This window comes from Olleya sp. ITB9 (assembly GCF_001315805.1).
GTDB lineage: Bacteria > Bacteroidota > Bacteroidia > Flavobacteriales > Flavobacteriaceae > Olleya > Olleya sediminilitoris.
The window spans coordinates 27,743-53,657 of sequence record NZ_BCBW01000045.1 but is presented as its reverse complement, the minus strand read 5'-3'; the positions used below and the strand labels follow the sequence as shown (position 1 = coordinate 53,657).

At 31.7% G+C, this 25,915-nt stretch carries 16 protein-coding genes and 1 tRNA gene; 11 read left to right on the top strand and 6 right to left on the bottom strand.

All coding sequences use genetic code 11. The features are described 5' to 3' along the window. The first annotated feature begins 194 nt into the window (after positions 1-194). The 4 genes from ITB9_RS13110 (at position 195) to ITB9_RS13095 (ending at position 9,108) form a co-directional block, all read left to right on the top strand. Positions 195-3,104, top strand: coding sequence for a TonB-dependent receptor (locus ITB9_RS13110; protein WP_054852591.1), 2,910 nt, complete (start codon positions 195-197; stop codon positions 3,102-3,104). A gap of 15 nt (positions 3,105-3,119) precedes the next feature. After that, a complete protein-coding gene (locus tag ITB9_RS15385; protein ID WP_082396225.1) occupies positions 3,120-5,051 on the top strand; it encodes a RagB/SusD family nutrient uptake outer membrane protein in 1,932 nt (643 codons plus the stop codon). Between the two features lie 11 nt (positions 5,052-5,062). Further along, positions 5,063-6,094 carry a SusE domain-containing protein gene (locus ITB9_RS13100; protein ID WP_082396222.1) on the top strand — a complete coding sequence of 344 codons (1,032 nt, stop codon included), beginning with the start codon at positions 5,063-5,065 and terminating at the stop codon, positions 6,092-6,094. A 116-nt stretch (positions 6,095-6,210) separates the two neighbouring features. Continuing rightward, positions 6,211-9,108: an alpha-amylase family glycosyl hydrolase gene (locus ITB9_RS13095; protein ID WP_054852589.1), complete on the top strand. Its 2,898-nt coding sequence runs from the start codon at positions 6,211-6,213 to the stop codon at positions 9,106-9,108. Between the two features lie 115 nt (positions 9,109-9,223). On the opposite strand, the gene ITB9_RS13090 is transcribed toward ITB9_RS13095, so the two are convergent. Beyond that, positions 9,224-9,305: transfer RNA gene (locus ITB9_RS13090), tRNA-Leu, on the bottom strand. Between the two features lie 118 nt (positions 9,306-9,423). On the opposite strand from ITB9_RS13090, the gene ITB9_RS13085 reads away from it, so the two are divergent. From ITB9_RS13085 to ITB9_RS13070, 4 genes are all read left to right on the top strand, one after another. Further along, complete coding sequence (locus ITB9_RS13085; RefSeq protein ID WP_054852588.1) at positions 9,424-10,812, top strand: dipeptidase; 1,389 nt, start codon at positions 9,424-9,426, stop codon at positions 10,810-10,812. A 247-nt stretch (positions 10,813-11,059) separates the two neighbouring features. Further along, positions 11,060-11,425, top strand: a complete 366-nt coding sequence (locus ITB9_RS13080; protein WP_028289373.1) for a BlaI/MecI/CopY family transcriptional regulator — start codon at positions 11,060-11,062, stop codon at positions 11,423-11,425. Between the two features lie 2 nt (positions 11,426-11,427). After that, complete coding sequence (locus ITB9_RS13075) at positions 11,428-13,788, top strand: M56 family metallopeptidase (RefSeq protein ID WP_054852587.1); 2,361 nt, start codon at positions 11,428-11,430, stop codon at positions 13,786-13,788. A 130-nt stretch (positions 13,789-13,918) separates the two neighbouring features. Further along, a complete protein-coding gene (locus ITB9_RS13070) occupies positions 13,919-15,019 on the top strand; it encodes a DUF4407 domain-containing protein (protein ID WP_054852586.1) in 1,101 nt (366 codons plus the stop codon). 53 nt (positions 15,020-15,072) lie between these two features. On the opposite strand, the gene ITB9_RS13065 is transcribed toward ITB9_RS13070, so the two are convergent. From ITB9_RS13065 to ITB9_RS13050, 4 genes are all read right to left on the bottom strand, one after another. Continuing rightward, on the bottom strand, positions 15,073-15,651 hold the full coding sequence (locus ITB9_RS13065; protein WP_054852585.1) for an alkylphosphonate utilization protein: 579 nt from the start codon (positions 15,649-15,651) through the stop codon (positions 15,073-15,075). Positions 15,652-15,713: 62 nt separating this feature from the next. Further along, positions 15,714-16,715 carry a type I phosphomannose isomerase catalytic subunit gene (locus ITB9_RS13060; RefSeq protein WP_054852584.1) on the bottom strand — a complete coding sequence of 334 codons (1,002 nt, stop codon included), beginning with the start codon at positions 16,713-16,715 and terminating at the stop codon, positions 15,714-15,716. 13 nt (positions 16,716-16,728) lie between these two features. Beyond that, on the bottom strand, positions 16,729-17,223 hold the full coding sequence (locus ITB9_RS13055) for a glycosyltransferase (protein ID WP_028289378.1): 495 nt from the start codon (positions 17,221-17,223) through the stop codon (positions 16,729-16,731). Between the two features lie 33 nt (positions 17,224-17,256). Beyond that, on the bottom strand, positions 17,257-18,441 hold the full coding sequence (locus ITB9_RS13050) for a response regulator (protein WP_054852583.1): 1,185 nt from the start codon (positions 18,439-18,441) through the stop codon (positions 17,257-17,259). A gap of 200 nt (positions 18,442-18,641) precedes the next feature. Here ITB9_RS13050 and ITB9_RS13045 point away from each other — a divergent pair, with 200 nt between their 5' ends. From ITB9_RS13045 to ITB9_RS13035, 3 genes are all read left to right on the top strand, one after another. Beyond that, positions 18,642-21,731: a hypothetical protein gene (locus tag ITB9_RS13045; RefSeq protein ID WP_054852582.1), complete on the top strand. Its 3,090-nt coding sequence runs from the start codon at positions 18,642-18,644 to the stop codon at positions 21,729-21,731. 89 nt (positions 21,732-21,820) lie between these two features. Continuing rightward, a complete protein-coding gene (locus ITB9_RS13040) occupies positions 21,821-22,951 on the top strand; it encodes a hypothetical protein (RefSeq protein ID WP_261975666.1) in 1,131 nt (376 codons plus the stop codon). Next, a complete protein-coding gene (locus ITB9_RS13035; protein WP_054852580.1) occupies positions 22,945-24,459 on the top strand; it encodes a cellulase family glycosylhydrolase in 1,515 nt (504 codons plus the stop codon). Before ITB9_RS13040 ends, ITB9_RS13035 begins: the two co-directional genes overlap by 7 nt. A gap of 29 nt (positions 24,460-24,488) precedes the next feature. On the opposite strand, the gene ITB9_RS13030 is transcribed toward ITB9_RS13035, so the two are convergent. Further along, complete coding sequence (locus ITB9_RS13030) at positions 24,489-25,727, bottom strand: glycosyltransferase (RefSeq protein ID WP_054852579.1); 1,239 nt, start codon at positions 25,725-25,727, stop codon at positions 24,489-24,491. Positions 25,728-25,915 lie beyond the last annotated feature (188 nt).

Below are 25,915 nucleotides of genomic sequence, written 5' to 3'. Positions count from 1 at the left end.
GAAAGCTATAAAGTGATGATTATTCATTATTTGGAGGTGATTTTTCTTAAAATCGCAAAAAGTTGTCAACACGAAAACGTTTTCGTAGTATATTCTCAAAATCGATACAAAAAATTAACACAAAATTTACATAGATTTATCATCGAGAAGTAAAAATATATACTAAAAAATTAAAACTAACTTAATAATATTGTATGAAAACAATTTTTAAAAGGCTACTATTAGCTTTACTGTTTATTCCTACTGTAATCTTGGCTCAAAGCACAATTACAGGTAAGGTAACAGAGCAAGCATCTGCCCTACCCATACCAACTGCCAATGTTGTTATAAAAAACACAACTAAAGGGACTAGTACTGATTTTGATGGTCAGTTTACCATTGAGGCTAATAAAGGAGATGTTTTAGTATTCTCTTACGTTGGTTACAACACACAAGAAATTACTTATAATGGTGAATCTACTCTTAATATAAAATTAGTTGAAGACGCTGCGCTTTTGGACGAAATCGTTGTAATTGGATATGGTGGTGTTAAAAAAGAAGACATTACAGGTACAACAGACCTACTAACAAGTGAAGATTTTAACAAAGGTCCTATAGTATCTGCTCAATCTTTAATTAGTGGTAAAGTTGCAGGTGTAAATGTAACTTCTGGAAGTGGCGCACCTGGTGAAGGACAAAGTATAACAATTCGTGGTGCTGGATCTTTATCTTTAACTACTGAACCACTTTATGTTATTGATGGTATACCATTAGACAATGGTGGAGTTGGAGGAACAAGAAATCCTTTAAACTTTATAAACCCAAATGATATCGAAACATTTGTTGTTTTAAAAGACGCTTCTTCAACCGCTATTTATGGTTCAAGAGCTGCAAATGGTGTTGTTTTAATTACAACAAAAAAAGGAAAAAACAAAGATTTCAAATTTAACGTTAGCTCGCAGACAACTGTTTATAGTCCAATTGATGATATTGATGTCATGTCTGCAAGTCAGTTTAGAACTTTGATTAACGACATTGGTTCTCCTGAGCAAATTGCGTTATTAGGTAATGCTAATACAAATTGGCAAGATGAAATCTATAAGACTGCTTTTGGACAGGATCATAATTTTAGTGCTTTAGGAAGTGCTTTTGGAGTACCAATGCGTGCCTCTTTAGGATATTCTGAACATGATGGAATATTAGATGGGGACAATTTACAACGTACTACTGGATCTTTAAGTTTAACTCCTAGCCTATTAGATGACCATTTAAAAGTTGCTTTAAATGCAAGAGCAATGTACACGGAAAACACTTTTGCTGATAGAGGCGCTATTGGAAGCGCTGTAAGTTTTGACCCGACACAATCTATATTTGATCCTAACTCACAATATGGTGGATATTTTACTTGGTTAGATAATGGAACTGGTAACCAAAATAGTTTGGCTCCTACTAATCCACTAGCTTTATTAAACTTAAAGGATGATACAGCAGAAGTGAGACGTTTTGTTGGAAATGCCAAAGTAGATTATAAAATACATGGTTTTGAAGCTCTAACTGCAACTATAAATGTTGGTTATGACACATCAAATAGTCATGGACGTACTGTTACTAATGAGCTAATACCTACTTCTGATGAGACCTTCAACGGATCAAAAACAAGTTATATTCAAAATTCTTATAACAAATTGTTCGATGCTTATTTAACCTACAATAAAACACTTAATGATGTACATAATTTAACAGTTGCTGGAGGATACTCATACCAGTCTTTTGAGTACGATAATTTCAGTAATGATAGTGAAGCTGAAGAAGACGGAAATCAATTTGAGTTTATAGATAAATCTAAAAATGTTTTATTATCTTATTTTGGTAGAGCAAATTACAATTATAATAGCAAATATTATGTAACTGCTACTTTAAGAGCCGATGCCTCTTCAAAATTAAATCCTGATGATCGTTGGGGAATTTTTCCTTCTGTAGCTGCCGCTTGGAGTATTCATCAAGAAGATTTTATGCAAGATTCATTTTTTAATGAATTAAAATTACGCGTTGGTTATGGTGAAGTAGGTAACGTTAATGGATTAAAAGAATACCAGTTTTTAACGCGTTATAGCAGAAGTACAGATACAGCAAATTATCAATTTGGAAGTGGCTTTTTTCAAACTTACAGACCAGAACCTATTAATGAAGATTTACGTTGGGAGATTGGAAAAACATTTAATGTTGGTTTAGACTATGCCTTTTTTAACAGACGTGTTTCTGGGTCAATAAATGCGTATATAAAAGAAACTAATGATCTTATTGCAAGATCAATAGTTGACCCTTTCACAAACTTTGGAAACAGAGTAGACAAAAATATTGGTAACATGGAGAATAAAGGTTTAGAATTTAATTTAAATGTGATACCTGTAAAAACTGACAATTTTGAGTGGTCAGTTAATTACAATATTTCTTTAAACGAAAATGAGATAACTAAACTAAATACAGATCAACCTAGAGGAGGTATCTCTACAGGTGTTGGTAACTACGTACAAGTGCATAGAGAAGGTGAATCTGCAAATAGTTTCTATGTTTTTGAACAAGTTTATGACGCTAATGGGACACCACTAGAAGGTGTATTTGTAGATAGGAATGGTGATAACATTATTAATGATGAAGACAAATACATCAAAGAAGATCCTTTTGGAGATGTCCTAATGGGTTTTAATACTAATGTAAACTATAAAAACTGGGATTTTTCACTACAATCAAGAGCTAGCCTAGGTAACTATATGTATAATGATGTTGAAGCTAATAGAGGAGTTTTATCTAATGCAACAAATAACAATATCTTAACAAACATCCATACAGATTATTACAATACTGGTTTTACTGTATTAGATGCTAATACAGCTATAAGTGATCACTTTGTACAAGAAGCTTCTTTCTTTAAAATAGACAATATTACACTTGGCTATACTTTAGATAAAGTAAAAAATACAACGTTTAGATTTTATGGATCATTACAAAACGTATTAACAGTAACAGATTACAATGGATTGGACCCAGAAATTAGTTTAGGTATCGATAATAATTTTTATCCAAGACCTAGATCATTTGTAATGGGAGTAAACATTGATTTTTAATAAAAGTAAAGAAAAATGAAAACAAAACTTAAACACCTAATTGTAATCATGGTCTTATCCTTAGGATTGGTATCATGTCACGACGATTTAGATCAATCACCAATTGATCCAGATAGTTTTACTGAAGAAGATGTATTTGCAAATGCAACCGAAGCTAAAGGTGCATTAGCAAAACTATATGCCAGTCTAGCATTAACAGGACAACAAGGTCCATCAGGACAAGCAGATATTGAGGATATTGATGAAGGATTTTCTCAGTATTCTAGAATGCTTTTTAACCTAAACGAATTAACGACAGATCATGCAGTTGTAGGTTGGGGAGATGCTGGCTTACCAGACTTACATGGTCAGTACTGGTCTGGTAACAATGATTTTAGTGAAGCTATGTACTATAGATTAGCTCAAGAAGTATCATTTTGTAATTCATTTATAACCAATGCTGCTTCATTGACAGATGGTGAAGTGTCAAGCTTTATTGCAGAAGCACGTTTTTTAAGAGCTTTTGCTTATTATAATTTAATTGACTTATTTGGTAATGTTCCTTTAGTAACTGAAGTATCTACAGATTTACCACAACAAGCCTCTAGAACAGAATTATTTAATTTTGTAGAATCAGAGTTACTTGATATTCAAGGAGATTTAAAACCTGGTCGTTCTAACGAATATGGAAGAGTTGATGAAGTTGCAGCTTGGGCTTTATTATCTAAATTATATTTAAATGCAGAAGTATGGACTGGTACTGCACGTTATACAGATTGTGTGACCTATTCTAATAACGTTATAAACTCAGGATACAGCATTAATATTAATGACGCTAATGGTAACGGGACAGCTTATGACGAACTATTTTTAGCTGATAATGATACCAATGGAGCTCAAGACGAATTCATTTTCGCTTTAAATTTTGATGGATTAAGATCACAAACTTATGGTGGTAGTACATTTTTAGTACATGCAGCTATTGGCGGAACTATGGATGCCACAGAATTTGGTGTTAATGGTGGATGGGCTGGACTTAGAACCACAAAAAAACTAGAAGAAAAATTTAACTATACCGTATTAACTCAAGATATTCAAGAAATTAATAATGCATTAGGAGCAATGTCTGATTGGGGAATTATAGGAGATGGTACACCAAATGGCTGGAATGATCCAGATACTAAAATGTATCAAATTGGAACTAACCAATTTGCAATATATGCCGAATTAACAGATGGTTTTTTAAAATTTAGATTTAATAACGATTGGGGAACTAATTATGGTGATGATAATGCTGATTTATCTTTAGAATCAGATGGTCAAAATATCCCAGTTTTAGCAGGACAATATTATATCACTTTAGATCTTGATAATTTAACATATAGTATTGAAAATGTAGATTTCAATGACTTACTAGAAACATCAATAGAAGGTGATAAAAGAGCAATGTTTTATACTGATGGTCAAAATTTAGAAATTGAAGATATCTCCTCGTTTACAGATGGCTATGCTGTTACTAAATTTAAAAATATCGATAGTGATGGTGACCAAGGTGTTGATTCTGCAGGAGATTTTGTAGATACAGATCTTCCATTGATTAGATTAGCTGAAATTTATTTAAACTATGCTGAAGCAACTGTTAGAGGTGGTAGTGGTGATCTAAACCTTGCTACAGCAAAAATTAACGAATTAATTGAAAGAGCTAATGGAGACTCAAGCGCTAACATATCAAGTGGAGACATTACTTTAGACTTTATACTTGACGAAAGATCAAGAGAGTTATACTGGGAAGGCCAAAGACGTAGTGATTTAATTCGTTATGACTATTTTACGACAGATGCTTACTTATGGCCATTTAAAGGTAATAGTCCTCAAGGAACTTCTGTTTCAAACTATAGAAACTTATTTCCATTACCTAACAGTATTATAACAGTTAACCCAAACCTTTCTCAAAATGAAGGGTATTAATAACTATTAAAATGAAAAATATATTTTATAAATTAGTCCTTTCGTTATGCATTGCAACTCTTTTTGTGAGTTGTGATGAAACGGAAATAACCGAATTAAATAGTAACGGAATTCCTGTAGTTTCACTTTCAGAAAATACAGTAGTTTTAACCGAAGCTACCGCAGATGAAGAAGCTTTAATAGTCACTTGGACAGAACCAAACTTTGGTTTTAGTGCAGCACCTCTTGCATATAATGTGTTAATAGATACAGAAAATGGTGATTTTTCATCACCAGAAAGTGCTACAGCAAGTATGCCTTTAGAAAAAACTTTTACAGTACAACAACTAAACGCACTCTTAACAGCGCTTGAATTAACCCCTAATGAAGAAGCTCAAGTACAACTAAAAGTTGAAGTCAAATTAAGTAATGTATCAAGTGTATATTCTGAAGCTATAAATTTAACTGTAACACCTTACCCAGGACTTCCAGACCTTAGCACAACTTGGGGAATAGTGGGTGATGCTACACCTAATGCATGGGATGGGCTAGACGTACCTCTTTACAAAACAGACACAGAAGGTGTACTTGCTGCTTATGTACATTTAATTGATGGTGAAATTAAGTTTAGAGAAAATAATGATTGGGATGTAAATTATGGAGTTACTGGAACAGGTAACGTTTTAGAAGCTAACGGAGGAAATATAACTGTTACAGAAGGAACATATTATATTACCATGAATTTAAACAATCTTACCTATACAATAGAAGATGCTTCAACTACTGATATTTGGGGATTAGTTGGAGACTCAACTCCTAATGGTTGGGATGGACCAGACTGGACTTTTTACCCAGCTGGTAATGACCTTTACGTAACTAAAGTCAATTTGACTGATGGTGAACTAAAATTAAGATTAAACAATGATTGGGGAACCAACTACGGAGACACAGGTTTAGATAATACTCTAGATGATGGAGGAGATAATATTATTGTAACAGCTGGAACTTATAATATTGTTATAGATTTATTTAATCTAACTTATACGCTAGAAGTACAGCCGTAATCTTATAAATTTAATATTGTATTAAATAAAACTTTTAAAGCCTATTTACTTGTAAAACTAAATAGGCTTTTTCTTTATAAACTATAATTTAATTTCACATTTTAAAAAATATTAAAATGAAAAAAATATTACTCAACTTATTATTATTTCTACCATTACTAGCACTTGGCCAAGTCACTGTTAATCCAAACCCTATATTAGTAAATCAACCAGTAACCATAACTGTAGATATAACTACATCTACTTGTAATAGTATTGTTAATCCTGCAAAAGTATATGCGCATCTAGGAGTTGGTAATGAAAGTGACGAATACGGAATTAAAGTCGTAGGTAATTGGGGACAAGATGATGGCGTTGGTGAAATGACCAATAATGGTGATGGTACTTGGAGTATAACAATCACACCTAGTACATATTTTAATTTAACAGCAACTGAAGAAACTGAAGTTACCAAAATGGGAATAGTGTTTAGAAACCCAAACGGTAGCCAAGAATTAAAATTAGACAATGGTGGATGTCAAAACTTTGTATTTAATGTAGGAGCTTTTCAAGTAGATATGATTAACCCAGAATCTGACGGAGTTGTAGTTGTAACTAGCAATTCAGACACACAAATCATTGCTCAAAATTCAAATGGCGATGCTAATTATGTACTTAAAGCTAATGGTACAACTATTAATACAGCAACTACCAATTTTTATAACTATTCTTTTTCTAATATAACAGAAAACAAATACTGTCAATTAGAAATCACACAAGGAACAGAAGTTGTTATTAAAAACTTCACAATTCTTGTTAATAGCAGCACATCTCAAGCATTACCTGCTAACATGGAAAACGGTATTAATTACACCAGCAACACCTCTGCAACATTAGTTTTAGAGGCTCCTTTAAAAGATTTTGTATATATCGCAGGTAGTTTCAATAATTACTCACCAACATCTGCTTATGCAATGAAAAAAGATCCAACAACTGGACAATTTTGGTTAGAGTTAACTGGACTAACTGCTGGTCAAATAGAAACTTACCAATATTGGGTTGGTGCAGAAAACCCTGTTTCTAACTCGCCAAATCTTGTAAAAACAGCAGATCCCTATTCAACATTAGTATTATCTCCATTTGATGATCCTTATATTCCAGCATCGTCTTATCCAAACTTACCTAGTTACCCAACTGGTCAAGACAGAGAAGTTACAGTTTTACAAACAGGTCAAACAACCTATAACTGGCAAGTAACTGACTTTGAAAAACCTAAAAAAGAGGATTTAGTAATCTATGAAGTGCTAATAAGAGATTTTGATAAAAATGCTGATGGAGGTCGTAATTACCAACAATTAATAGATCGAATAGACTACTTCAAAAACCTTAACGTTAATGCCATTCAATTAATGCCAGTAATGGAATTTGAAGGTAACGAAAGTTGGGGATACAACACGTCTTTCCATATGGCTTTAGACAAATATTATGGTACAGAAGATAAACTTAAAGAGTTTGTTGATGTGTGTCATCAAAATGGAATTGCAGTCATCTTAGACATTGCTTTAAACCATGCTTTTGGACGTAACCCTATGGTTAGAATGTGGATGGACGATCCTGATAATGATGGTTGGGGAGAACCAAGTAGCGAAAACCCATATTTTAATCAAGTAGCCACACACACTTATAGTGTTGGTTCTGATTTTAATCACTCTAACTCAAAAACTCAAGATTATGTTCAACGCGTAGTAAAACATTGGATTGAAGAGTTTAATATTGATGGATTACGTTGGGATTTAACTAAAGGATTTACCCAAAATTGTACTGAATCGGACGAAAATTGTACTAACCAATATCAAGCAGACAGAGTTGCTATTTTAAAACAATACGCAGATTACTCTTGGTCTCTTGATGATGATCATTATGTGATTTTCGAACATTTAGGTGGTACACAAGAAGAAAAAGAATGGGCTGATTATAAAATAAACGAAGGTAAAGGAATCATGCTTTGGGGAAAAATGACAGAGCCTTACAATCAATTAACTATGGGTTATGCCTCAGGAAGTAACATTAACGGAATGGGTCACAATAGCCGAAACTTTGATGCTCCAAGATTAATTGGTTATCCAGAAAGTCACGATGAAGAGCGATTAATGTATAGAAATTTACAATACGGAAACAACAGTAACACAAACCATGATGTTACCAATTTAAATACAGCAATATCAAGAATGTCTGCTTTAGGAGCTGTAAGTTTAACAATTCCAGGACCAAAAATGATATGGCATTTTGGAGAGCTAGGTATGGAAAATTCGATTTACACTTGTAATAATGGTAACGTTAATGATACTTCAGGATCCGATGGAGACTGTAAATTAGATACAAAACCTCAACCACAGTGGGACAACAATTGGTTAACGGATGCTACAAGAAGTCAAGTCTATAGTGATTGGGCAAGACTAAATGATTTAAAAGTAAACCAGTCTGTTTTTGAAGGTCAATATGTTATTAACAACACAACTAATCCTGATGTTAATACTTTAACACCAAGAATTTTTATTTCAGATAACACAATTCCTTCAGATCAATTAAACAATGTTGTTATTTTAGCGAACTTTAATGTTACCTCACAAAATATAACTCCTGACTTCCCTTCAACAGGTACTTGGTATGATTTAATGGACGTAACTAATAGCACAAGTATTAACGTTACAAGTACAACAGCACCAATAACTATTCCTGCAGGACAATTTAAAATTTATGGTAATGCAGCACCTCAAAACTTAAGCACAGAGGAGTTTGCATTGTCTAGTACTTTTAAACTATATCCAAATCCGTCAAGCACTTCCTTTTCAATTAATAAAATAGTAAATAACGTTCAAATAATGGATGTATCAGGAAAGCTAATAAAGGATTTTAAAGGTCGTTTTAATGCTGGACACAAGTTTAGCATTCACAACTTAGCAAAAGGACTATATCTTGTCACAACAACAACAAATGAAGGTTTAATAAAAACCACTAAACTGATTAAATCATAATTATTTAATCAATTTAAACCGAAAAGCTTCAGTCGTTCACTGAAGCTTTTTTTGTTATATAAACTAAATGGCATAAAAAAAAGCTTCTCAAAAATGAGAAGCTTTTTTTTCTTTGTACAGGCGGAGAGACTCGAACTCTCACACCTCGCGGCACTAGATCCTAAGTCTAGCGTGTCTACCAATTCCACCACGCCTGCAACTTATACCGATAATTTCGGATTGCAAATATAAACAATAGTTTGAATATTCATAATAACTTCAAACAAATTATTTTCCTTTTTGTATTTTTACCTAAATTCAATAATATTTTTTTCAATGAAAAACATAAAATCTTACGTTCAAGAAAACAAACAACGTTTTCTTGACGAATTAATAGAGCTACTTAAGATTCCCTCTATAAGTGCAGACTCAGCTTACAAAGAGCACACAATAAACACTGCAGAGGTCGTTGCAAAAAGCCTAACAGAGGCTGGTTGTGACGTAGTAGAAATTTGCGAAACAGAAGGCTATCCAATTATTTACGCACATAAAATAATTGATAAAGATTTACCAACAGTTTTAGTTTATGGTCATTACGACGTACAACCACCAGACCCATTAAATTTATGGACATCACCACCATTTGAGCCTGTAATTAAAACAACAGATTTACATCCTGAAGGAGCCATTTTTGCACGTGGTGCCTGTGATGACAAAGGTCAAATGTACATGCACGTTAAGGCTATGGAGTTTATGACCAAAAATAATACTTTACCTTGTAACGTCAAGTTTATGATTGAAGGCGAAGAAGAAGTTGGTAGTGTTAACCTTGGTAAATTTGTAAAGCAAAACCAAGAAAAGCTATCAAATGATGTGATTCTAATTAGTGATACTGGTATGATTGCAAAAGACACACCATCCATTACAACAGGATTACGTGGTTTAAGTTATGTTGAGGTTGAAGTTACAGGACCAAATCGGGATTTACACTCTGGTTTATATGGTGGTGCAGTAGCAAATCCAATAAACGTATTAACTAAAATGATAGCCTCGCTTCATGATGACAATAATCATATTACCATTCCTGGTTTTTATGATAATGTTGAAGAATTATCAAAAGACGAGCGTGCACAAATGGCTAAAGCCCCTTTTTCTTTAGATAAATATAAAGCAGCTTTAGATATAGATGCTGTCTACGGAGAAGAAGGTTATACAACCAACGAGCGTAACAGCATAAGACCAACCTTAGACGTTAATGGTATTTGGGGAGGTTACACAGGCGAAGGCGCAAAAACAGTAATTGCTAGTCAAGCATTTGCAAAAATATCTATGCGATTAGTACCAAACCAAGATTGGGAAAACATTACAGACCTATTTAAAAACCATTTTGAAAGTATTGCTCCAGAAGGCGTCAAAGTAAAAGTAACACCACATCATGGTGGACAAGGTTACGTAACACCAATAGATAGTGTCGGTTATCAAGCAGCAAGTAAAGCCTATCAAGAAACCTTTGGTAAAACACCAATACCACAACGTAGTGGAGGAAGCATACCAATCGTATCATTATTCGAGCAAGAACTAAAAAGTAAAACCATTTTAATGGGCTTTGGTTTAGACAGCGACGCAATACATAGTCCAAACGAACATTTTGGAGTTTGGAACTACCTAAAAGGGATAGAAACCATCCCATATTTCTACAAGTATTTTACTGAAATGCATAAATAATAATTAGGGTGTCACCACCTTTTGCTTTAAAGTGGCAAAAGGTGGTCGCGTCATCCGTTATATCTTTATTTTGCCATATATGGCAGCAAAATAAAGGATGCCACTACTACCGCTTACACGTTAGACCTTCTGCTAATAACTAAAAAACAACACCTTACTTAAATTATTTTAATAAAAAAAACAGCTCTACATTTGTAGAATTGATTTTTTATTCTACATTTGTAGAAGTTAATCTAAACTTGTAGACATGCAATTATCAAAAACGGAAGAAGAATTAATGAATCACCTATGGAAGCTAGAAAAAGCATTCATGAAGGACTTATTAGAAGCCTATCCAGAACCGAAACCTGCAAATACAACTGTAGCGACATTATTAAAACGTATGACAGACAAAGGTTTTGTGACTTACACTAAATTTGGTAACTCAAGACAATACTATCCTTTAGTTAATAAAAAAGACTATTTCTCTAAGCATGTTAATGGGTTAATCAAAAACTTTTTTAACAATAGCAGTTCTCAATTTGCTTCATTTTTTACTAAAGAAACAGATTTAAGCAAATCAGAATTAGAAGCATTACGTTCCATAATTGATAATGAAATTAAAAACAAATAATTATGGGATTACTGCTATTAAAATCCATTACCTGTCTATTAATACTTCTTATATTCTATAAATTAGTATTAGAAACTTTAAGCAACCATAAATTTAAAAGAGCCTATTTATTAATCGCTATTTTAACATCAGTCATTACGCCTTTTATAACCTTTGTAAAATATGTAGCTCCTTCAGTTGATAAGGTATTGCTAATTGATAATAATACAGAAACAATACCATTAAATACAACTTTTAAAATAGCAGAAGGCACTAATTACTTAGCAATTGTATTATGGAGTTTATACGCAATTGGTGTTAGCTTATTCTTAATTAGGTTTGGAAAAAATGTTTTTGGGATTGTTTCAAAAATTAAAAAACATGAAAAAGTTAAACATAATAATTTTATCAATGTTTTAATACATCAACTGGAAATTCCACATACTTTTTTCAACTTCATTTTTCTTAATAAAAATAAATTCGAACACAATCAAATTCCGCATGAAATATTACTACACGAACAAACACATGCTAAACAAAAACATAGTTTAGATATATTAATTATTGAGCTAATACAAATAATATTTTGGTTTAATCCATTGTTATATTGGTTAAAAAAAGAGGTTAAACTTAATCATGAATTTTTAGCTGACCAAGCGGTTTTAAATCAAGGAGTAGATACTAAAAACTATCAAAATATTTTGCTAGCGTTCTCATCAAGCCAGCAGGAACAGGCATTAGTTAATGCCATCAATTATTCATCAATCAAAAAACGTTTTACACTTATGAAAACACAAACACCAAAATCAGTCGCTTGGCTACGCAGTTTACTAATGCTTCCATTATTAGGAGTTTTAATTTACAGCTTCAGTAATACAATAGAAGTTGAAAAAGAAACTAACTCTAATTTATTACAAAAATTTGAAAATGCATCAGAAAAGGTAAATTCTAAAATTAATTATATAAATGAAATTAATAAAGACGAGTATTATAAAAATGTAACAATAATATTTAGAGATAAAAACAAGAATGTAATTGCAACTAAAAAATATGTTGACTTATCTGAATTAGAAAGGAAACTATTACCACCTCCACCATCCAAACCAAAAAAGATTAGCCCAACAAAACAACAGTTAAACAATTGGTTGGACAGTAAAAAATATGGTATTTGGTTAGACGGAAAAAAAATTAACAATAATAAATTATCATCATTATCAACATCAAGTTTTGCTCATTATTTTGAAAGTAAATTGGCTAAAAATGCTTTAAACTATGGCAAACATTATTACCAAATAGATTTATACACAGAAGATGCATTTAACAAAAATTGGGAGGATACAATAAAACCTTTAAGTAAAGAATCTGAAATATTTATCTACTATAATCAAAAAGCATTAAGTAATAATAAAAAACAAATTTCAAATTATACTCAATCTGCGACTTTTTTAGAAAACACAAAATTAATTGTAAATGGTATAGAGTGCGATGGTTGTCATCTTAATTTAAGTAAAAAAGGCATAATTGGACTAATATTATCTACCAATAACAAAGAAGCAATCACGGAGTTTAAACTTAAAATACCCGGAATTAAAACCTTATTTAACGAAGGTAACATGCCTAATAACGAAACTAAACAATATATTACAAGAGCTAAGCAAGGAGATATTATCCAAGTATTTGACATTAAAACGAAGTCCAATAAATTTAAGCCTGTTGTTATAAAGGTTGTAGACAAAAATGATGAGAATTATTCAGAATCACCTAAAGTAAAAAAAGGAGACGCGTCTAGTATTCCTCCTCCACCTCCACCAACTCCAGTAAATCCTAATGCAACACCAGAAGAAAAAGCCAAACAAGAAGAAGTCATAGAACAATACAATAAAGAGAATAAAATTATAAAAGGAAAGGTGTACAAGAATCCACCACCTCCTCCTGCTGCTCCAACACCACCTGCACCTTTGAAAAGTGATAAAGAACTTGTTGAAGCAAAAAGAGCTAAATTGATTGCTAGACGTAATCAAATAATAGCTGAAAGAAATAAGAAAAAAAGCACTTTTAAAAAGGCAAAATCAATAGAAAGAAAAGAAGCACTAGAAAGTAGAAGAGCTGAACTTATAGAAAAAAGAGACGCCAGGAAAATAGCACTTCAAAAAAGAAGAGATAATATGCTGCCTCCACCTCCACCAAAGTCACCTTTACAACATGTTATTAATATGTCTAAAAAAGGAGCGACATTTTACTATAATACCAATAAAATATCATCTGATAAAGCTATCGAATTAATTAAACAGAATAAAAATTTAAATATTTCTTCAAATACTGATAATGGTAATTCAACTGTAAAAATCTCAGAAAAAGGAATAATTACATTTAATGATAACTAATTAAAACGATTAAAAAATTCAAACTTAATATTAAAAACCTCATTTTTTTGAGGTTTTTTTAGCTCTAAACTGTAACAAAAGCAAGCATTTAGCGTTCTAATAGATATCATCAATCAAAATCAATCATATCATGTTAAAACAATTTTTTATTATCTGCTCTGGAGCAGATACAGACCTATTAAACACAACATCAAAAGGCGAACAAAACAAGTATGTTGGAATTGGTGCTACTGTATTTTTTACAGCTATAATGGCCTTTATAGCGTCCAGTTACGCATTATTTACAGTCTTTGACAATATCTATGCTGCTATTGGATTTGGTCTAATTTGGGGTTTGTTAATATTTAATTTAGACCGTTTTATTGTTTCGACTATCAAAAAACGAGGGAGTTTTACTAGAGAGCTATTACAAGCTACACCAAGATTAATACTAGCACTAATTATAGCAATAGTAATATCTAAACCTTTAGAGTTAAAGCTTTTTGAAAAAGAAATCAATCAAGTTTTATTAACCGAAAAAAATGCAATGACGCTTCAAAACCAAGATGCTATTGCTTTACAATTTTCACCTAAAGAAAAACAACTAAAACAAGCTATAGTCAACCTTGAAAATAACATTACTGTTAAAGAGGCTGAAGTTAACACCCTTTACAACACTTATATTGCAGAAGCTGAAGGTAGTTCTGGAACAAATAAATTAGGTAAAGGACCTGTATACAAAGAAAAAAGAGAAAAACATGATACTGCTTTAGCAGAATTACAAACGCTTAAAGCAGATACAAAACAAAAAATTACAGCAATTGAATCTGAATTATTACTACTTAAAACTAAGTATGATAATCAAGTTGCTAATACACAACCGATAATTGATGGGTTTGATGGTTTAATGGCTAGAATAAATGCTTTAAACAGTTTGCCTTGGCTTCCTTCATTTTTTGTCTTTTTGTTATTTTTAGCTATTGAAACTTCTCCAATAATAGCAAAACTTTTAACTTCAAAAGGAGAATATGATTTTAAACTTGAAGACCATGAAACTGCTATTAAAACTGTAGTAGAGCAACGTGTTAAAGAAAGGCAATTATCCGTTGCTACAGATTTTAAAATTAATGATAAAGTATATGCAGATTTATCCGAAGAAAATGAATTATATGACTACAAACAAAAAAAAGCCAGAGCATTAATGCAGCTTCAAGCGGATGCTTTTTATAAACAGCAACAAAAAGCATTATAACTAAAAAAGGCTTCAATTAAAATTGAAGCCTTTTTTGTATGTATTAATTAAGATTATAGTTTCTTAACGTATTCTGTAATAATAACGGTAAGTGTAGGTCCTACTTTACCTTCAATATAAGTCGCGTTCTCACGATCTAATCTTATATTTCTAACAGCAGTACCTTGTTTAGCAACTTGACTAGACCCTTTAATTTTAAGATCTTTAACTAAGACAACACTATCTCCTGTTTCTAAAATAACACCATTACAATCTCTATGGATAATTTTATCAGCTTCGTCTTTGTGCTCATCGGTTAATCTAGCAATTGCTAAATTATCATCGTCTAGATACATCATATCTAGTAAATCTTTTGGCCAACCTTCGGCTCTTAGTCTTTGTAACATTCTCCAAGCCATAATCTGAACAGCAACGTGCTCTGACCACATACTATCGTTTAAACACCTCCAATGATTAACATCCATTGGTGTATTTTTCTCTATTTGATCATAACAGTTTGCACAAACTAACAAGCAAGTGTCTACGGTCTCGTTTAAAGATGGTGGAATATTATATTGTCTAGTATCTGTAGTAGAAGTACACAACTCGCAAGTTGAGTTGCTTCTTTCTTGTAACATTTGAAGTACGCTCATAATTTATTTTTTGATGCGCACAAATATAGTAAATGCTTTGAGTTAAAACACTAATTGTAATGCTAAGATGCTTTTTGAACTGGTCTAGCAATTTTGTGGTCAACAAAAACCTCTAACAATTTAGCTTTTTGTGCATTAAAAACGACTTCTTTAGCTGATGCTGGAATTAAAATGGTTTCTCCCATTTTTATAGTTTCAGTTTGTAGTCCTGAAGTAATTTCGGCTTTGCCTTCAACACACATAAATATTACAAACGAATCTAAATTAGAATAATCTCTAACTTTAATCTTTGATATTGACATGATATTGGTTGTAAAGTAATCACAGTCAACTAGATTTGTACTACAATTAGGAATCAAACTATAATCTGCCTTTCCGTTTGACTCAAAATGTTTAGTTGCTTGAGCTGCTAACTTAGTATGTAATTCTCTTTTATGTCCTGAATCATCCATCCTATCCCAATCATAAACACGATAAGTTATGTCTGATGTTTGTTGTATTTCGGCTGCTAAAACACCAGCTCCAATAGCGTGTACTTTTCCTGCTGGAATAAAATAACTATCTCCTTTTTTTACTTTTTCGCGATTAAAAACAATATCAACATTTTGTGCTGTAATATGATTAAGTAACTCTGGATTTGTTTCTTTACTTTTTAATCCTAAAACAATATCTGCATTATCATCACTATCCATTATATACCACATTTCAGTTTTACCAAAACTATTATGATGTTGTTTTGCCATTTGATTATCTGGATGGACTTGTACAGATAAATCTGTTTTAGCATCTAAAAATTTAATTAATAAAGGAAAGTTGGTACCAAAGTTTTCAAAATTATTAACACCAACCATTTCTGCTTTATGCTCTGCAATTAATTGTTTTAAATCTTGACCTTGATATAACCCATTTGAAACAACAGAGATGTTACCATTAACGTCTGATATTTCCCAACTCTCTCCAACATTATCTTTATTGGTAGCCTTCCCTAAAAGATTAGCTAGTTTGTTTCCTCCCCAGATTTTTTCTTTTAGAATAGGATTAAATTTTATAGGATATGCTTTCATAATGATACTTAATTTAAAGTTTGCTTAAACTTTGTAAGTTTACAAACTGATCGTTTACATTTAATTTTTTTAAATAATCGATAATAGAAAATAAGCTTTTAAACAATGTTAATTTAATATCTCTTTTTTTAAGGTTTTCAATATTAAAATCTAAAATCAAATCCTGGTTTTTCGATATAGCTTTAATCAAACCATTTAAACCATGTTCGTTTTTATTTAAAAGGTTTGCTGTTGCATAACCCAAATGTTCTAAATCATGTTGACTAGCCATAAATCTTGCTCCTGCCCTAACTGCAGACACATCAGACTTAAACTTATTTATATTAACTACAGATACATTGTTACAACATTGTTTTATCTGGTCAAGAATCTTGTAGGTATTATCTTTACTATTGTTATTTACCAAACACAACTCTAAATTTGGAGTTTTTTGTATTTGTTGTATAAAACAATCTGTATCGATATCATTCTCGTTATTATGAAAAATTATAATTACACCTATTTTCATGATTTGTGTTTGGGGATTTGGGGTTATTATTATTTATTGTACTACTTCAAGCTTAGTTGATTTGGTTATAGCTGGCTTTTTTTTTCCTCTATATACCCAAGCAATTTGAGCTAATTGAAATATGATTTTTACTGAATCTTTCATTGATAGTTTAGAACCATCTGCATGAATCCATCTTTTTAATGGTTGCTCACAAAGCATTGACTTTGCTTTTTTTAATCCAAAATGAATACTCATTCTTTTAAAAATTTCGACATCAAAAATCCATTGTGTAACAAACTTTTTACCAAATGCAATTTGAATAACATCTTTACTAAAGATTTTAGCGCCACATTGTGTGTCTTTAAAATCCATTCTTAAAATCTTTCTTATAATAAAGTTTATGGTCAAACTAATTATTTTTCTAGCAGACTCTTTAGTTATATCCGCTCCCATTCTTGATATTCTTGACCCACTAACTATTTTAAAATCTGAAGTTTCAATAGTTTTAACCAAGTCGTCAAAATCTGCTAAGTCTGTGGATAAGTCTGCATCTAAAAACCCTATATAATCAAGATCTTCTTTTTCTGCCATGTGTAACATACCTAAACGAACAGCTTCAGCTTTTCCTCCATTTTTCTCACAGTCATAAACTGTAATAAAGTCCTCTCGTCCTTTTTGTAAATTATTTAAAACCTCTAAGGTTTTATCTTTACTACCATCGTTTACAAAACATAAATGGTAGCCTGTATATTTATCTATGTAAGATAAAAACTCGTCACTTAACAAACGCTCTTCTTCATTGTAACAAGGTATTACAACACCAACACAACGATCCTGAATCATTACATTGCTAGCTGCTACAGTATTTTCAACTACTGGAGCACCAATTAAGCGCTTAACACGTGCACTTATCTCGTTTAAACTTAAAGGTTTTTTCATGTAGTCGTTAATACCCAAATCAAAACCTTCAGTAATAGTTTCGTCTTTATTATCTCCTGACAACACCATTATTGGTGTTTCAGATTTTTTAGCAATCCTTATGTATTTAACAATTTCTAATCCAGACAAACCAGGCATATTGATGTCTACAATTACTAAATCTGGGTTAAAAGAATCGTAAGAGTCTAATCCTTTTTGACCATCAGTTTCTATCTTAACTTGATAACCTAACTCGGTTAACCTTTTTTGTAAAGGCAGTAAAACCAACTGCTGATCATCTATTGCTAATACTTTCATAACTAGGGTGTTTTATTGTTTTTTGATACACCAAAAGTAGCATAGAATTGTGATGAAATTATCTTCTTTAGATTAAGCAGGCATTAAGTGTCGACGAATGGTAAATTGCTGTAGATAATTAAAAATTGGAGCAGTATTTAATTTAATTATCTTTACAATTATGTATAACTTTAGGTTAACAAAATAACGATCAGTAATAATTGAAAGAAACCTCAAATAAATTTTTAATTGCCGCACTCCTATTAGGATTGTCTTTTCATGGTAGTTCCATATTTTTCACATTGGAAACTACGTATGATGCATTAATTCATTTATTTTTTGCAGATCATTATGCTAATAGTTGGTTTGAACCTTGGAACTATGAGTGGTACACTGGTTTTACTGTACAAAGTTATCCGCCTTTAGTACATCAAACTATTGGTTTATTATCGTTAGTTGGAGGTTTAAAATTTGGTATGTTTAGCGTTGCACTTATTGCTATTGTCCTATTTGTAACTGGTACGTATCGTTTTTCATTATTGATGACATCAAACAAAACAGTTGCTGGTTATGCTTGTGTTTTGGCTGTTTTCTCATCTTCTTTTGTAGAAACCCTTCATATTTTTGGGCAATTACCAAGTATTGTTGGTGTTTCGGTTTTAATGCATGCTTTACCTGAAATTTATTTATGGTTAAAAACAGGAAGAAAATGGTATTTAGCCACTAGTTTATCGCTTATAGCGGTTACAGTTACTTCGCATCATGTAACACCAATATTTGGAATGGTATTTTTTATCTTTCCTTTAATAGGTATGGTGTTAATGGATGTTTCTAAAGAACAAGTGAATAGTATGAAGGAAGTAACCTTCAAAATATTTTTGAATAGCTTTTTCAAGCTTTTTAAACGTATTGTAAGCTTTGGCATGCTGTCTTTGGTGCTAATTGTGGGTTGTATTTTTCCGTATTGGTTAAACTCTAAAGCCAATCCAATTACGCAAGTACCTATACCACATGGTTCTCGTGACAACTTTTTAGAAATTACGTCTTCAGGATTGGTATTCTTTTTAATTCCTTGGGGAATTTTACTAATATTATTGCCTTACATTTTTTATAGATACTATAGCAAACGTTACTTGTTTTTTGGATTATCGGTTACCATTTGTACCATTTTAGGAACTGGAGGAACGACTCCTGTACCACTAAAAATGTTAGGAGAAACTGCTTTTAATATTTTAACCTTAGATAGATTTACACTTTGGGCTTCCATTTTATCCATTCCATTAATGGGTGAATTTGCTTATCGCTTTGTGCAAGGCGATTTAAAAGCATTAATTCAATCTAAATTTGGTGCTGTTTACCATCGTATTATAGGTGGAATATTGGCTGGTTTATTTGTCTTTATGGTGGTTTTTACGATGAGTTTAAATTACTTTAGACCTTCACAACCGCAAAAAATAAAAATGCTACCTATTGTCAACTTCTTAAATCAAGATGATCATGATAAATGGCGCTTTTTAACGCTTGGTTTTGGAGACCAAATGGCTTGGTTGAGTGCACAAACTAATGCCATGACTGTTGATGGAAACTACCATTCTGCTAGAAGATTACCAGAATTAACCACAAGACCTATTGAGCGTTTAGAAAACTCTAAATTTAAAGGTGTTGCAGGTATTGGATCATTACAACAATTTTTAACCACTCCAGAAAAGTACAATTTAAAGTATATATTCTCTAACGATAAGTTTTACGATCCAATCCTCTATTTCTGTGGTTGGCAACGCTTAAGACAATTAGAAAATGGTATTATGGTTTGGGAACGTTTAAACATTCCGCCAGTTTCTGCTATTTTACCTAAAGAAGATGTTGCTAAATGGCTAAAGATTCATTGGGGAATTATGCCCTTTTTAACCGTTTTAATAGCGTTTGTATTAAACATACAAATGTTATTTGTTATTGCTTTAAAAACCAAAGAAAAACCGCTTCCAGATTTTTTAAAGTTTCCAATTAGTTATAATAAATTTAATAGAAATGTATTACGCATCACACACCTTTGGTCTTTAGTTTTGGCAGGAGTTGTATTTTACGGAGTCTATTTATTCTACATTAAAAACGAATCACAACTTAGCCCAGAAAATGCAATTATTGCCTATTATGATGCCTTAGATTTTAAAGAATTTGAAAAAGCACATAGTTTAATTGATCCTAGTAGTAACATACCAATTGCGCAATACATGTTAGAAATTTCAGTGACTGATGGACTTTTAAGTAGTTATGCAAAAATGGATGCTATTGAAACCGAAATTACTGCTGTAAATGATAGTACAGTCTCAGCAAAAGTGATTAGCCAATGGATTACACCTTTAGAAAAAATTGAAAAAGTAGATTACAAATCGCTTTCTAAAATTAAAGGAAAATGGTTTTTACAACCAGATGATTTAAATAACGATTTACCTCCTGACCAATTGTACTCAGACAATGTTACTAAGTATTTTAATCAAGGACGACGACGCATTACAACAGAAGCAACCCATCATGAAGACATTTTAAAACAACCCGTTTTAGAAGTTGTGTCGGCTAAACTGGTACATTATGATGGTAGTTATGCTATTATTGGTGAAGTACAAAACATAGACAATGTTCCGTCTGATGTTATTTTAAAAGGAACATTATATAATGATGACAATAAACAGTTGGCTACTTACAATGCCAAATACCATGTCAAGCATAAACTAATGCCTAAAGAATCTAGTAGTTTTAGAATTAATTTTGAAGGTATTGCTTGGTCTAAAACGCAAGATTCTATTCCTGACACATTTAATCCAGACGAATTTACACCTGTTGAATTTGAAGAACAACCAACAAAATTCAACTTACAAATCGCCGGAAATGTTGCAGGCACAGATTTATATAAAAATGTAGTTTTAAGTGAACTAAAAATTAAAGATTCTATATTAGAAGGAAATCTTTTTAATAGCGGTATTCAAGAAATTACAATACCTCAACTTCTAATTACGTATTATGATGAGAACAAAAACATGATTTGGGTAGATCATTTATTTGTTAAAGCAGGAGTTAGGCAACAACGTAAACAACATTTTGATTATACTATTTTACAAAGTGGTAAAGTAGAAATTATTAACGATAGTATGAAAAACATCTTTGTAAATGGTTTACCAAACGAAGATATCTCAGACAAAATAGTACCAAACCGAATTATAGATCATACAAACGCACAATTACAACCTATTGAGCATCCAGATTTTAGTTATATTAAAATAGAAATTAACACTTATATAGGTAGCCCAAATTAATGCAAAAACAACGAACATATCTGTTTTTTTTAGGATTGATTTTATTATCATCCTTCGCAATCGTACGACAAAATAAAGCTTCGGTTGTTATGAAACTATTAACTACTAAAACCGACTTTGAGGTTGGTCAAACTGTTATATTACAATTTTCAAATACACAAGAAGCAGACAAACCGTTGCTTTATTGTTCTAACAGTTATGGTTCTACTTTAATTACTTCGACTATAAAAAACAATACACTAGAATATGTCATTCCAGAAAACATTACCAAAAAAATTGGCGTCATCAATTGGACTATTTTAGATGCAAACAAATCGCTTTCTGGAACATTACATATACTTCCAAAAGCAGAAGTTGCAACCATGGAAACCTATATTGGTCCTCCAAGCATTGAAGCTGGTGGAACAGATTACACCATGTTGGTTGTTATTCCAACAGACTCTCTAGATAATCCTGTACCAAAAAACACTTTAGTAAACGAGAAACATCAGTTTTTATCTTCAGAAGAAACGCATGATATTTTTACAGATAAACTTATTGCTTATAGAAATATTTATTCGAAAAAAGAAAGTGGTCGTATGTTGGTTTCATCAGAAAGTTTAGGCATCAACTCTAAAGAATTCACCATTAATGTTATGCCAGCAATTCCTACTGGATTTACTATAAGTGCCACAAGACCGCATGACTATTCCGATGGAAATCAAATTACGACATTTACAACCTCTATTATAAAAGATGAACACAATAATGTTGTTAGTGACGGTACTTTTGTAACCTTTTTTATTACCAATCAAGAACAGTATGTTTTAAAAACAACTGGCACAACCATTGATGGAGTTGCAACCTCAAAAATGATTCATCCAGATTATGCAGACACTTGGAGTATAAAAGCGTATGTTGATGGTATGTCCGAAAGTAATAGCATTACCTTAAGCTACAAACAAGTTATTGAGGATTTTGAGGTTGCTTTTTCTGAAAAAAATCGTTTAATAACCGTTGGTCCTTTGCAAAGTTTTATGCAGCAAATGATTCCGGATGGATTACACATTAAACTTAAAATATATAAGGATAATATATTAGTAGAAACACTGACTAAAACATCGTTTAATGGTTATACTACTTTTAAGCTGAAACCTGCTATTTACAGTCATGGTAATTATGATTTTAGTTTAGAAACTGCTGGAGTAGCAAAACAATTTAAAACAATCAAACTATGGTAAGTATTAATAAAAATATTATGCGTACCATATTAATAGCCTCGTATATTATGCTTGTAGCCTTAATTATTTCTGGAGTTAGTGCTTTATTTAGTTACCTAAATACTGGTGCAGACCGAAGTAAAATGCTGCATACCGAAATTAAAAAAGTAGAACAATATTTACCTACAATAAATTGGGAACCTTTACAAAACGAAGGACGACCAATGGATAACGAAAACCTAAATGCATTACAAAACGATTATTTAGATGCTTGGTATGTTAAGCAAATTGCTTACAAAACCAATAAAACTGCTGGAATAAAAGACTATTATACAGATAGTGCAAGAGAAAACTTATTTGCGTTTATAGACTTAAACAAAGCGCAAGACATTACCATAGAAGCTACTACTTTAAAACACAACCCTACTTTAGAGTTTTTTAGTGAAGACGGACAAATGGCTGTCATTACAGACCGAAATGTTATTGAATACAAACGTGTATTTAAAGCTAATAAGTTGGTTTTAGAAACTACTGAAACCTCAACATACCAAATGGTGTTTTTGCTTGAAGATGGTTTTTGGCGTATTAGACATTTGGTTAAAGAAGAAGCTGATATTCACAATAAGCAACCAAAACAAATTGCTGTTGATAGTTTAAATATTAAAGGTATTAATTACTATCCGCAAGCCAATCCTTGGGATATGTTTGGCAATGCTTTTTCTACCGATACTATTGCAAAAGATTTTAAAATAATTAAAGATACAGGTTTAAACTCTGTCAGACTGTTTGTGCAATACGAAGATTTTGGTAAAGCTGCGATAGATTATAAAAAAGTAGACAAATTAAAGCAAACTTTAGATATGGCAGCTGCTAACAATTTAAAAGTCGTTTTAACGCTTTTTGACTTTTATGGAGATTATAATGTTATGAGTTGGACTTTAAATCAACGTCACGCAGAAGGTATTGTAAATGCTGTTAAAGACCACAAAGCCTTATTAGCTTGGGATATTAAAAACGAACCTAATTTAGATTTTGAATCTAGAGGAAAAGATAACGTTATTGCATGGTTAGATAATATGATTGATTTAGTCAAAGAAATTGATACTGTACATCCAGTAACCATAGGTTGGTCCAATACTGAAAGTGCTACTATTTTAAAAGATAAAGTAGATTTTATATCGTTTCATTATTACGAAGATTTGGAACAATTAGATGAAGCCATTACAACCATGAAAAAAGAAATACCAAACAAACCCTTAGTTTTGCAAGAGTTTGGAATGTCTTCATATTCTGGATTGTGGAAACCTTTTGGGTCTTCAGATGAAGATCAAGCTAATTACCATAAAAAAATCCAAGAACAAATTGCAGCAAATAATTTGCAATTTATGTCTTGGACTTTATATGATTTTACTTCTGTACCTAATGATGTTGTAGGTAGACTACCTTGGCGTAAAAATACTCAAAAGCATTTTGGGTTTATTGATAAAAATGGGACAAAAAAACCTGCTTTTAAATATATAACACATTAATTGTTTGGGACAAAAAAAGCAAGACTAGATTATTCTACTGTGGTAGGTTGTATATCTATAGTTTGCTTTTTTCTAGATTTAGTTGGTCTTTTTTTTTGAATAATCTTATCAAAATTATTCAAATACATACTTGCTATTTTTTCCATTGGATAGGCTGTTGCTGCTTCATAATTTGCTTTACCTAATTCAATTCTGTAATCATTATTGGTTACAATAGCTTCAATTGCTTTGGCTAAACTATCAATAGATGTTGGGTCAAAAAACTCACCTTTATAACCTTCATCTTTAACTAATAAAGCAAGATCTCCTAAATCTGGCATTACAACTGCTTTACCGTAACTTCCAGCTTGGTGTAAAACTCCAGAGCTTCCTGTTGTGGATGTATATGGAAATACAACTACTGCACTTTCGTTAAATAATACAGGTACTTCTACTTCTTCTACATAACCTGTAAAACGTACTTGCGGTACATGTTTATAATCTTCTTTTACTTTAGCTAAATAACCTGGTACATTTGGGTTGTCTGTTCCTGCAATTACAACTTCAAGATCCATTCCTGTATATTTTCTAACTTTTTCTACAGCTTCAATCATACCTTCAACCTTTTTGTAAGTACCAAATTTTCCAAAAGTCATAATCTGTAAAGGTCCTTTTGGTAAACTGTAATCTGGTTGTACTTCAGTAACTTCAAAAGTTCCATGCGGAATTAATGTTACATTTTTGGCCTTATATTTTTTCTCTAAAATGTCAACGTACTTTTGCATTGTTACTGCAACTGTATCTGCTTGTAATATTAATTTTGTTAAAGTCGTACCGATAAAACCATATACTTTTTGCATTAGTTTATTACTTGTAAATCCTGCAGATCCTAAATCTACCTCTTCAAGTATATTATGTAATAAAACGATGTTTGGTATGTTTTTTAACTTACAAACTAATGGTAACATCAAACCTAAAGCTGCAGCTATTTTTTTATCTCCAAACTTCATGAACTGCAAGTTAAATAATACTGCATCTGGTTTGGTTGCATTAATAGCTTTAGTAACGTTGATTATGTTAGTATAACTATTAAAAGCCCAACACTCTTTAACAGTGATCTTACATCCAGCTTCAGTAAACGCGATATCTTTTATGCCTTCTGTTTTATCTGTAAGCAACACTATTTCTGTTACATTATCTTTTTGTCTAAAATGCTTTACTAAATGGTAAGCGTACTCGTTTAGTGTGACTTTGCTTGGTGGATATGCTGTTACGATTGCTAGTTTCATAATACCTGTATTTATATTTTTTAATATCTTGTCTCTTGATTACATTACAAATTTGAACTTTTAAAAAGAGTTTTTCTATTAACCTTAGACAGAATGCATTTTGGTGTAGACGAATGGTAAAAATCTATAGATTTACCTATTTTACAGATAGTTACAAAACCTACAAAAAACAAAAAAGGCTGTAGTAC